We start from the raw sequence: 11,546 nt of genomic DNA on the forward strand, positions 1-11,546 counted from the left end.
TGTGATGAGTATCGGGTGCATCTCATTAAAGCTGTTTGACCCGGTGGCTGGAATGGGCATCTTGTTGTGGAACGGGCATCTTGTTGTGGAACGGGCATCTTTTGTGGAACGGGCATCTTTTGTGGAACGGGCATCTTGTTGTGGAACGGGCATCTTGCCCGTGGGAATCCTGCCCACCCCACTGATATTCATCCGAAGATTCAGCAATGCTAAAAAATGTACCTCACCCAATTGAAAACTGCTATAACTAATAACTAATAACTTTAGTACAAACCCATCAGGAAACAGTAGAAAAGTTATGAGCGCTCCCATCACTAACAGACAGAGAACTCTTCCAGTCCTAGAAAATGGAGATCTGCTGTCTCGTGGAGAATTTGAGCGGCGTTATCAAGCCATGCCCCACCTCAAAAAAGCAGAACTAATTGAAGGAATTGTTTATATAGGATCCCCCTTACGGTTTGAAGCCCACGCTGAGCCCCATGCTAATTTACTCGTTTGGTTGGGCAACTATAAAATAGCAACTCCTGGTGTAAGATTAGGTGATAACCCTACAGTGCGGCTGGATCTGGATAATGAACCCCAACCTGATGCGGTTTTACTCATTGATAGCAATTGTGGTGGCCAAAGTCGTCTGGACGATGATGGTTATATTGAGGGCGCACCAGAACTAGTGGTAGAAATTGCGGCAAGTACTGCTTCCATTGACCTGCGAGATAAAAAACGAGTCTATCGTCGCAATGGAGTAAAAGAATATCTGGTCTGGCAAGTAATTGACCAGCGTTTTGATTGGTTTTCTTGGCAAGACGGAGAATATGTTTCTCTTGTAGCTGATCAAGAAGGAATTATCCGCAGCCAAGTTTTTCCGGGATTATGGTTAGCAGTTTCGGCACTTTTGGCGGGGGATATGCTTGAGGTGATGGCAACCTGGCAAGCTGGGTTGGCGAGTTCGGAACATCAACAGTTTTTGCAGCAGTTGGCAAGTTTTTCTTAATTAATTGTGGTTATTTAGTACTTTAGCAAAGGGAGCAGGGAGCAGGGAGCAGGGAACAGGGAATAGGGAACAGGGAACATTTGAGAATAATTGACGCCAACACTATCAGAAAAATACTTTGGCAAGAGGTCTATTAATGAATTGTGATAATTTTTAATCCGAAGTTTCCGACTCCCGACTCCCTACTCCCGACTCCCTACTCCCTACTCCCTACTCCCTACTCCCTACTCCCTTGCTGTCAAAACCATTAAATTTAAATAAAGACTAGCTAATACAAGCCAATCATTGATAGTGTAATCAGAGTCAATTCATCTATCTTTTGGAGAAAGACAGTCGAAAATGTCGAAAAATAAGGTTTTGATGGTACTGGTATCGCTCATCCTACCCTTTGTGCTTGGTGTCCAACTAGCAATGGCCGATACCAGCAACTCGGCTCAAACCTGCTTACGAGGGTTACTGTACCTAAACAACGGTTGCAGTACAGTAGATTATATGTCCATTGATTACACTCCTCTGATGAATGACAAAGCTGAAAGCTTTTTGAAAGAAATTAAGGCACGGCAGCTCAATGTTGTCACAGCGGAGTCTCTGACCAGTGGCATGATTATTTCCACCATCGTCAACATTCCCCTCTATGGCTCCTACACCTACGGTGGATTTTCCACCTATGATAGTGATGCTAAGCGCAAGATGCTCGGGGTCAAGAAAGGCGATGTTTATACCGAAACCACGGCTCGACAAATGGCTGCCGGTGCTTTGAAAAATAGTCGGGCGATGGTCTCCATTGCAGTTACCGGAAACGCCGGACCGGTTGACAAAAATAAATTGGACGACCTTGGTGTTGTCAACGCAGCAGTTTCTATTCGCACCATCTCTGAGAGCCAAGACAGTGACATCCACGAGCAGCCCATTGTCTTCAATACCAGGCACCGGCGCATGGCACTTTGCGATGGTGATGGATTGCCTATGACTGAAGTTGTTTGTCAACAATATCGTTCCGAAGCTGAGGCCGACCCTAAGGGGTATGTATCCGCTCCAACCTTGTCCATGACGCGGAAATTGATTCGGCAAAATGTGGTGATTGACGCTCTGGAACTGGCGCAACAACACCTCCAAAACTTTGTCTGTACCAGCGACGGCGATAATGTCACTTGTAAAACTCTCGACTCCATGTGTCAAGAACCCTATGATGGCCGTTACATCAGGTATGGTGAACCAACTTGGGTGATCAAGGAGCACATCGAGCGTTGTCCAGTGGGTATGGCAAAGGGAAGAGGGAACAGGAAACAGGGAAGACGGAACAGGAACTAGGGAGTAGGGAATATGGCATCAAAAATTATCACAATTGATTTAGGTACCCTATAGTTAGTCGAGGGAAGTGTGGGGACTGTGGGGCGGGGGAGCGGCGAGTGTGGGGAGCAGTAAGTCCTAGGTCTCAACCCGTGCTTGGTGAGGGTTGGGATACAGGGATTAGCCCCTTCAAGTTGATCATGGAGAGGAATTAGATCAAATCAGGATAATTGCCCACACTTACGATATCCAGAACATTATCTTTCTCCCCCTGCTCCCATTAACCCAAGACGAAGGGACCTCACCCAATTGAGAACTGCAAGAATGAATCAGGAGTAAAAACATAACAATTTCTTAAGAAATTGTTATGTTTTTACTCGAATACCCCATTGTATAATAGTATTATTTTTGGCAACAAAATTTGATAGTAGGATAAATAGACTATGAGTGCAACTACTACGAATGACAACCTATCAGTGTTTGGTAACGAAGTTGAAATTGACGGCGTATTGTATGTCTCTGTAGACTTCCTCAAGCATTATCCAGAATATCTAGATAACGAATTAGATCGGGAAATGGATATTGATGATCAAGAGGATGATACTGACACTCCTGAAGAGGGAGAATTTGACGAATCTTTGAGTATCCATAAGAGCGAGATTGATATCAACGGCACGACCTATATTGCTGTTCCTGTGCTGAAGAGCAATCCCAACTATGTGGAACTTAAATACAACCAGAAAGCGGATGTTTCCTTAAGCACCTTTATCCCCAATAAGATGCTAAATGAAAATGCAGCTGTTGCTGCATTTCGCTTACGTCGTCGGAGTCGTAATTAGTACCGGGGTGGATGACAAGTTATGACAAATCCTATAGAATCTTAACTTGTCACTAATGGTCCGAGGGAGAGTCCGGTTTTATTGTGAGTTTGAATGACGACGGGCGCGAATTTATTCGCCGTCTAATTCTTATTCAATTGACCACGCTGGGTTTATAGGAATCCCCGCCAATTCAATGCGGGGATTCTCAACTGCGAAGGATTTTTGTTTTAGTTAGAGAGACTATTTTGAGGATTTATCAGCCTCTCACCCTAGGGGAATTTTATTGATATCCACCTAATTATCAAAGAACGGTGCTAGGAGCGATGCAAAGAGAAGTACCTGTATTAACCAGTATTACCCAAGCCGAATTTTATCAAGATTATTTCCTCAAAAATACTCCGTGCCTGATTCGAGGTGGGGCTAAAGATTGGCCAGCTGTTAAAAAATGGCATTCTGATGATTATTTAGCTAAACTTGCTGGCAATAGAAAAATTTTTAAAACCACATCTATTCGCCATGATTTTGGTTTTAACCACCAATCTCCCATGAAATATATGAAATTTGGTGAGTTTTTAGATCACTATCAAGATAATTCTCAATATTACATTAATGACTCCGATATACCGAGTATTTTAGTTCAAGACATGGGCAACCATGAAATATTGGAGGGATTCAATCGGTTAGAGCACTATCATAAGCGAACTGGATTCTTTCTCGGTGCAGGAGAACAATATGCGCCACTCCATTATGACGATGAGGAAAATATCTATGTTTTGATTGATGGCGAAAAAGAGTTTCCTCTCTTTGATATCGCAGATTTTCGCAAAATGTATGCTTACGATCATCAAGATAGTCCAGACTTTTCGCCAGTAGATGTGAATAATGTGGATTATCAAGCCTTTCCCCTCTTTAAAGAAGTCACCAGATATAATGCTCATCTTTATCCAGGGGATATGTTATATGTTCCCGGATACTGGTGGCATAGCGTCCGTTCCCAAGGCAGGAACATGGCATTATCTTATGTAAGAACCGATCGGATTTCGCAATTAATGGCCTATATAAAGTTAGTAAAAAACGATGCTTTACCTATCTCTGAATCAGAAAAACATACTATGCTGACTATGTTAGAAAATCGAGAGGAAACGGCGATTAATACTCAGCAATATCTGCAAAATGAAGGTGGTTTAATGGAGTTGAATATTTTCTATTTATATTTAAAACTTAGTCTTTTGTATGAATATTTAAAAAATAAACAACAGGATATTAGTCCTGTTTATAATGCGTTTAAACGTGTTAAGCCTATGGTTAAAATTGAACTTCATTCAGGTAACTATAGTTATCCAGTTTTATATTTGATGCAAAATTTTTATCGAATAAACCCTGGTATTTTTGAGGTATAAATTAACCGAATAAATGCATAATTTATAATAACTTATACTTATTATGTTAAATTTAAGCATCGAACAGCTATCAAACCATCATCCAATAAACCTCAAAAATCCAATTCCTGTAGCGGAAGTCAAAACGATTGATAATGAAACTTTTGCCAATGAGTATGTTGCCAAGCACCGCCCCGTCATTATTCGCCAAGGTATTCAGCATTGGCAGGCCATGCAGTGGGAAGACGACTATTTAAAAAAAGTCGTCGGAGAACAACCAGTCAAGGTTTATATCTTTTCCTATTATCAGGAAGGAAAGGTAAATCTTAAAGATAGTCTTCAGGAAAAGATGAGCGTCGCCGACTTCATCGAACGCTATAAAAGTATTGATAAGAATTACTATATTTCAGACCAGAACCTATTTCCTGTTTTACATCAAGATTTGGGAACTCATCCTGTTTTGGAGACCTTCCCTATTTCCAGGAGAAGGACGTTATTCTGGGGCAATGGCGGTCAAAAATCCCATTTGCACTATGACGACAATGAAAATATCATGTGCCAATGTGATGGGGAAAAAGAATTCCTGCTGTTTGATATCACCGATTTCAAGTACCTGTATCCGGCAACCCCTGAACAGTTTATTTCTGCTATCGATCTCGATCGGCTGGATTCTGGGCAATTCCCTCTCCTAAACCATGCCACTCCTTACGTAGCTCGCATTAAAAAAGGCGATATTTTGTATGTTCCTTGTTACTGGTGGCATCGCGTAACGTCCTTTGGCAGGAATATTGCAGTGTCTTACATCATCAACGAGACAATGGCTCAACGGCTCAATGTTGTAGAGAAATTGGTAGACTGCGACACCCTTCCGGTGGATGAATCGGTAAAGAACGACTTACTTGCCATCATTAGATCTGAAGAAAAAGCTTCTAAACGTAACGCTCAACTGAAAAAATATCACCGGAAATACCTCAAAGAGCAGGGAACTTCTTACTATTTTCATCAAATTTTTCGCCGTTTAATAGAAGAAAGCCTTTTTGATATTCTCTACGGTCATAGTACCTACTGAGCTTGAGTAAACTTATGGAAAAGCGATCGCGATGAATATATTATCCAGCTACAACATAAAAAATAAAAGAGCGAGGGTTCCCAAAGTCGAACAAATATCCAAAGAGGAGTTCTACGGAAACTATGTGCAAAAGAATACTCCATTAGTTATTTGCGGAGGAGTAAAACACTGGGATGCCATTCACCTGTGGACAAATGAGTATTTGGAGCAGGTTGTGGGGTTTAAGACAGTAGATGTCGAAACATCCAGAGATCAATTTGAGGGGAGAATTTTCGACGATGCTGAGAAAGTTTATATGCCTTTTTCCAGATTTTTAGAGAGATTAACCCTTCCAGAAGGGGAAACCGACTATTTTGTTGGTAGTTGGCTATTCCCAGCTCTGATCCAGAATGTCCCAGATATCGATCTCTTCCATGCCTTTGATGTATTTTCCAGACGTCGCATGTTGATGACCCGAGGAGGAAATCGTATTGCCTTTCACCATGACTGGTATGAGAATCTCCTCTGCCAGGTCAGCGGATATAAGAAGTTGACGCTGGTCGATATTGCCCAAACAGCTTATATGTATCCAAAAGGCGGAGAGGAAAATGCCAACTATTCACCTATTGATATTCATCAACCAGATTACCAACAATATCCTCTTTTTGAACAGGCAACTTTGTATGAAACCGAAATCCATCCCGGAGATGTCCTCTACATTCCTTGTAGTTGGTGGCATACAGTGGAGAGTTTTAAACGCAATATTGCCCTTTCGTTTTCCTTTTACGAAGCCAATTCGGAATTACTATTAGTTCTCTCGAAAATGTTTCAAAAAAATGCATTTGCTTTATCGGCAGATGATACCGAAGCTCTGCAAACTATTTTTGATAATGAAGAGAATCCTGGCCAAAAACTAAAACGGATCCAAAAATACGCTCAAAACCATAAAATTTCTACTATTTTACTAATGTTTAACCAGAGAAACAAGCTTTGGTTTGGAGTTTGAAATAAAAACCAGGATAAATCCCATGTCTAAAGGCGAAAAAATCCTCCAAAACTACTATCCTAACGAAAGCATAGATTACCTAGATGCTAGTGTAACTAGTCGCACAATTATTGATGATTATCTTTATAAAAGAAAACCGGTTATCATTCGAGGTCTAATTGATGACTGGGAAGCAAGCAAGAAGTGGAGTTTTTCCTGGTTTCAGGAAAAGTATGGTAACATTTATACCAATGTTTTCCCTTCTGGCAACGAAGCTAAGTCATCTCAAATGAGATTGAAAAAAATGTTTGCGAAAATGCAACAGGGAGAAATATTATACTCTAGCCTATATACCAAAGAACTATTTCCCATACTCTCCCCAGATTATCCCCTTGCCGGGACAATTCTTTCCGATACTAAATTTAACTGGTTATTGGATCTTCCCAAAACTATTCATGGGGACATGAATGTAATTTTTATTGGCAATACTGGCACGGGCATTAAGAATCATCAAGATAGTATGGGGACTCATCTCTGGTCAGCTCAAATTATGGGCACAAAGCGCTGGATTGTTTCTCCTCCAGAAGAATCTGAGTTTATGTATGAGGGTAAAGCTGACTGGTTAAAACGAGAAGAATCGATTGAAAAATACCCTAATTTCAAGGAAGCCAAAGCCCTCGACTTCATTTTAGAAACTGGTGAAATTTTAATTATTCCCGTTGGGTGGTGGCATCAAACTGAAATTTTATCAGATTCTATTTCTATTACCCACGATCTTGTCAATGAGACAAATTATCACCATTATATTTCCGAACTCAATAAATCTCACCATATCGATCCTAAAGTAGAGACATTTTATCGCGCCAGTCAGTCAATTAAAGCAAATTGGGCTGCTCAACTTACCCAAAGAAAAACGACTCCTATTGAGCGTATTTATTACTCCATTTCTTTTGAAGAGTTGTTAGAAAAATACCTCATTCCTCATCAAGCAGTTATTCTCCAGAATCAAATCAATCATTGGCCAGCTCTGCACAAGTGGAATTTAGATTATTTTCGAGAGAGGTTTGGCAATGCTTTCATTCAGTATTTCCATGGTCACGACGATAAGTCTAAAAAAATACGATTAAGAAAGTATCTGGAAAGCAACTTCGACCAACCCCATTATTCCATGTGGTGTCTGGATGACTTTTATGACATCCTTGCTGAAGATTTTGATACAATTGAACCCTTGAACAACAAGGAAAAAGATTGGATTTTAGAGCTACCTAAAAAAGAATTAAATGCCTTGACCTGGATTTTTATGGGAACTAAAGGTTCTGGGATTGCCAATCATACGGATAGATTAGGACAGCATGTGTATTCTGCTCAAATTTCCGGTCGCAAAAGGTGGCTACTTCACCCACCTGAAGATACAAAGTGGATGTACGATGGTCAAGTTGACTTAACCAATCCCGATTTAGTTAAATATCCGCTTTATATGAACGCATCTGCGCCTTATGATTTTGTGCTCGAACCAGGTGAAGTATTAATTTTACCAAATGGTTGGTCTCATCAAACCTTAACTTTATCAGATTCTATTTCCTTGTCCCATGATTTTATGAATGTTTCCAATATTGATTCTTTCTTAGAAAGAATGGAGGCGAGAAAAGGGGAAAAATACATGAAATCGGAAACCATGAAACCGATTATTTGCAATTGGAAAGAGAAACGAGATGCTTTACGACAGCAGACAATAATATAATAAAAATTCGATAGATATATTAAATTAATTCAAATATATTTGATTATAAATTAGAGTTCAATCTGGCTCAAAAGTATCTGTTACAAAATATCTTTGGCTTACATTTAAACAACGGCTTTCTGCGATAATGCCTAAATTGCCTCTAACCCTAGACATCAATCAATTAGATCCTTTAATCAACTGTTATCTAGGAATAGCAGAAATTACCGATCGCATTCGGGGTAAATTTTACAACAGTATCGAGGAATTTATCAATATCTTCTTTGCTTACGATTTTAGAGTTAATGAAACATTCTTCAATCAGCGAATTTATCAACAAGAGGGTCGGGAATTCACTCTGTATCAATATTTCCGCTCCAAATCATTTGCAGACTTCCTAGAAATCATGGAGCTAACTCGGAAAAAAAAATTTCCGGATCTGCTGCCTATCCATGATTCCTATATTTGGGAGTTTCCAATTCATTTTTATCTAGTTAACTTTAGCGAAGAAGACTATATCATAGATCTGATCGACCACCCAGAGATTTTAGCCTATGACTTACGACAGTTTCTTCCCAATCATAATTACGACATTCAGAGAGATTATGACTCAATCAAAAAGAATAACGATCGAGCTTACTTGAAATGGTTAATTGAAAAGAATCTGGAAAAGGTAAATTTTGAATTTTCTATGGAAGGGGCAGAGTATGCTAAAGAACATCTGCGCAATTATTTATTACCTTATTCGGATTTTTACCAAACTTGTATTGACCGCATTGGAGCCATGGGATTTCGGTTTCGATTAACTGGAATTTCCGAAGTCCATACTCGCAATCCAGTGAAAACAAACAAAGGAAAGTGGATTGATGAAATTACCACATCCCCAAACTGTTTTAATGTTGCGATCTTAATGCAACGGGATTTATCCAGACGCAATCTTGGGGGTTATGCCAATTTGCCCCAAATCCGATATCGCCGCAAATTTTATCCTCGAAAAATTGGTTTTTTGTGCCTGATTGTTGATACTTTAGGATACGATCGAGCCAACTACCTTAATCAAAAATATGACTGTGAAGCTGGTAGTACTCTTAGCCATGAATTAGGACATTGTTTTCAACTGTATCACCTTGGTAAACATGGTAAAGATTTTAATAAGCCTTGCCTGGGGATAGCTCCAGATACCATCTGGAATCCGATTAATATCAAAAAAGCCAGTATTTGGCCTTGGGATAAAAAATTTGCTGAAAATCTGCATGCCAAAAATATGTTCATGAATCTAATGAGTATAGATACTGAACTGAATGAAAACTTATTCTTTACTAAAGCACAAGCTGCCCGTGCTAGAACTGTCGCTATGATGTACTATCGGCATTGGATGCAAAGATTGGAGTCTTGGGAACAGGCTAAGGATTATTTAGCCATTAAATCCCCAAATAATTCCTACTTACTAACAAAAGACTTCGGAGCATATCCAGAAGACAGACTAATACTCAGAAGAGTTACTGAATCGGATCAAATCTAAATTGTTCATGCCAAAGTTTATAATAAATTCCTTGACTTTTAAGGAGTTCTTGATGTTTTCCTTCTTCGACAATTTTGCCCTGATTCAAAACAAATATGCGATCGCAATTTACCACTGTGGATAATCGATGAGCAATGATTATTGTCGTTCTACCTTCGGCAACTGTTTTAAGTGATTCTTGGATAATATTTTCTGATTCACTATCAAGATGAGATGTGGCTTCATCCAGAATTAAAATTTGAGGATTTTTTAAGATTGCTCTAGCAATTGCAAGCCTCTGCTTTTGTCCTCCAGAAAGTTTTATGCCTCTTTCCCCAACTATAGTTTCATATTTTTCTGGTAAAGTTTCAATAAAATGATGAATATGTGACAGCTGGCAAGCTTCTATAATTTCTCGGTCTGTTGCGTTTAAGTTTCCGTACTTTAAATTTTCTTTGATTGTTGTATTAAATAACAATGTATCTTGAGAACAGACTCCTAAAGCTTGCCTTAATGATTTGATTTTTAGAGAGCTAATATCAATATCATTAATCTTGATCGAACCCTCTTTGGGATTGTATAATCTAAATAATAAATTAGTTATTGTAGTTTTTCCTGCACCGGAATTTCCTACAAAAGCGATGTTTTGACCTGCTTTGATATCAAAAGTGAGATTTTTCAAAATGGGTTGACCTTTTTGGTATTCAAAATTAACTTTTTCAAATTTAAAGGAATTGATTTTGTTGACTGTTAAATCTCCTTCTTTTTCTGTGTCCAGTTCTAAATATTCCAGAATCCTTTTGATAGCTGGGATGGTAGCTTGTAACTTTAGATTAACCTTAAAAACAGAAGATAAAGGCTCAACAATAAGACCCAATAAATAGTCAAAAGCAATTAAACTACCTAAGGTAAGTTGATTATTTATGAGAAGATATCCTCCTAATCCATATAAAACAATTTTTGAAGTTAGAGGTATAAGTTCTCCCAAAGATTCTACTAGTTTGGATAACGTCACAAATTTAATATTATTCCTTATATAATTTTGGGTAATTTTGGTATGTTTTATTAATCTATTTTTTTCTAAACCAAACACCTTTATCAAATAGTGTAGTTCTATATTTTCGTTAAAAAATTTTTGAAATTCAGAAATATATTTTCGATTGATAGCGCTTAATTTCTCTATCTCTTTTTCTTTAATTTTATAGGCCAAATTCAATAAAGATGATAGGGGAATTAATACTAAAGCTAAAAGCCAATTAAACTTAAATAACAATATACTTATCAAACATACAATTAATATATTTTCGATTGTACTCGGGAAAACTACTAATAAAAAATGTTCTAAATAATTAACATCATTAAGTAATCTTGATACCAGTTCACCATTCGGTATTTCACTGTAGGTTATAAAATCGATTTTTTGAATATGAGAATATAATTTTTGTCTTATTCTAAAAATTATTTGCGGGCCAAAAGAAGCAGATAAATAGTCCTCAAATATTTTTAGTAAAAACCAAAAAATCCTGGCTACCCCAAAAGCTAAAACCATTAAAAATAATAAATTAATATCTTTGTTTGGAAAAACATTATCGAAAATATTCTGAATAATAAGGGGTTCTATGAGGTCAGGAATTATTAATAATAGTACTGTTACTAAAATGAGTGCATGCTTGACATAGGGGTATTTGATAATTTGAAAAATCTGTAAAACGTATTTCATCCCTTACTCCATATCATTGTGAAAAATTAAGTAAACGCCGTTTTACTATTACGAGTATTACGAGGCATCGGGTTTCTCCATCTGAGCAAGA

Annotated in this window: 10 protein-coding genes; 9 read left to right on the plus strand and 1 reads right to left on the minus strand. The window is 38.2% G+C overall.

The window, feature by feature from the left end; translation table 11 throughout:
• The 9 genes from F6K20_RS08510 to F6K20_RS08550 all read left to right on the plus strand — a co-directional run.
• On the plus strand, positions 1-235 hold a 235-nt coding region (locus tag F6K20_RS08510; RefSeq protein WP_287294412.1), incomplete at its 5' end, for a hypothetical protein.
• A gap of 63 nt (positions 236-298) precedes the next feature.
• On the plus strand, positions 299-991 hold the full coding sequence (locus F6K20_RS08515; protein WP_071102743.1) for a Uma2 family endonuclease: 693 nt from the start codon (positions 299-301) through the stop codon (positions 989-991).
• Between the two features lie 339 nt (positions 992-1,330).
• Positions 1,331-2,302: a CinA family protein gene (locus F6K20_RS08520; protein WP_071102742.1), complete on the plus strand. Its 972-nt coding sequence runs from the start codon at positions 1,331-1,333 to the stop codon at positions 2,300-2,302.
• Positions 2,303-2,724: 422 nt separating this feature from the next.
• Positions 2,725-3,120 carry a hypothetical protein gene (locus tag F6K20_RS08525; protein ID WP_071102741.1) on the plus strand — a complete coding sequence of 132 codons (396 nt, stop codon included), beginning with the start codon at positions 2,725-2,727 and terminating at the stop codon, positions 3,118-3,120.
• Between the two features lie 305 nt (positions 3,121-3,425).
• Positions 3,426-4,502, plus strand: coding sequence for a cupin-like domain-containing protein (locus F6K20_RS08530; RefSeq protein ID WP_287266037.1), 1,077 nt, complete (start codon positions 3,426-3,428; stop codon positions 4,500-4,502).
• 43 nt (positions 4,503-4,545) lie between these two features.
• The gene (locus F6K20_RS08535; RefSeq protein ID WP_287266039.1) at positions 4,546-5,550 is read left to right on the plus strand and encodes a cupin-like domain-containing protein; all 1,005 of its coding nucleotides are present in this window, start codon (positions 4,546-4,548) and stop codon (positions 5,548-5,550) included.
• 31 nt (positions 5,551-5,581) lie between these two features.
• The gene (locus tag F6K20_RS08540; RefSeq protein ID WP_287251317.1) at positions 5,582-6,535 is read left to right on the plus strand and encodes a cupin-like domain-containing protein; all 954 of its coding nucleotides are present in this window, start codon (positions 5,582-5,584) and stop codon (positions 6,533-6,535) included.
• A 22-nt stretch (positions 6,536-6,557) separates the two neighbouring features.
• Positions 6,558-8,255 (plus strand): cupin-like domain-containing protein, encoded by a 1,698-nt coding sequence (locus F6K20_RS08545; RefSeq protein WP_287251319.1) that lies wholly within the window; start codon positions 6,558-6,560, stop codon positions 8,253-8,255.
• 127 nt (positions 8,256-8,382) lie between these two features.
• Positions 8,383-9,756 carry a bromodomain-containing protein gene (locus F6K20_RS08550; protein WP_287251320.1) on the plus strand — a complete coding sequence of 458 codons (1,374 nt, stop codon included), beginning with the start codon at positions 8,383-8,385 and terminating at the stop codon, positions 9,754-9,756.
• Here the strand turns inward: F6K20_RS08550 and F6K20_RS08555 are convergent.
• Positions 9,734-11,455 (minus strand): ABC transporter ATP-binding protein, encoded by a 1,722-nt coding sequence (locus F6K20_RS08555; RefSeq protein WP_287266041.1) that lies wholly within the window; start codon positions 11,453-11,455, stop codon positions 9,734-9,736. The two genes, F6K20_RS08550 and F6K20_RS08555, sit on opposite strands and share 23 nt — an antisense overlap.
• Positions 11,456-11,546 lie beyond the last annotated feature (91 nt).

This window comes from Moorena sp. SIO2C4, from assembly GCF_010672485.1.
GTDB classification, from domain to species: Bacteria; Cyanobacteriota; Cyanobacteriia; order Cyanobacteriales; family Coleofasciculaceae; genus Moorena; species Moorena producens.

Bases quoted from the DNA above. Each gene is read 5' to 3' on its own strand.
- F6K20_RS08515 (WP_071102743.1), top strand. From the start codon at position 299: ATGAGCGCTCCCATCACTAACAGACAGAGAACTCTTCCAGTCCTAGAA.
- F6K20_RS08520 (WP_071102742.1), top strand. From the start codon at position 1,331: ATGTCGAAAAATAAGGTTTTGATGGTACTGGTATCGCTCATCCTACCC.
- F6K20_RS08525 (WP_071102741.1), top strand. From the start codon at position 2,725: ATGAGTGCAACTACTACGAATGACAACCTATCAGTGTTTGGTAACGAA.
- F6K20_RS08530 (WP_287266037.1), top strand. From the start codon at position 3,426: ATGCAAAGAGAAGTACCTGTATTAACCAGTATTACCCAAGCCGAATTT.
- F6K20_RS08535 (WP_287266039.1), top strand. From the start codon at position 4,546: ATGTTAAATTTAAGCATCGAACAGCTATCAAACCATCATCCAATAAAC.
- F6K20_RS08540 (WP_287251317.1), top strand. From the start codon at position 5,582: ATGAATATATTATCCAGCTACAACATAAAAAATAAAAGAGCGAGGGTT.
- F6K20_RS08545 (WP_287251319.1), top strand. From the start codon at position 6,558: ATGTCTAAAGGCGAAAAAATCCTCCAAAACTACTATCCTAACGAAAGC.
- F6K20_RS08550 (WP_287251320.1), top strand. From the start codon at position 8,383: ATGCCTAAATTGCCTCTAACCCTAGACATCAATCAATTAGATCCTTTA.
- F6K20_RS08555 (WP_287266041.1), bottom strand. From the start codon at position 11,455: ATGAAATACGTTTTACAGATTTTTCAAATTATCAAATACCCCTATGTC.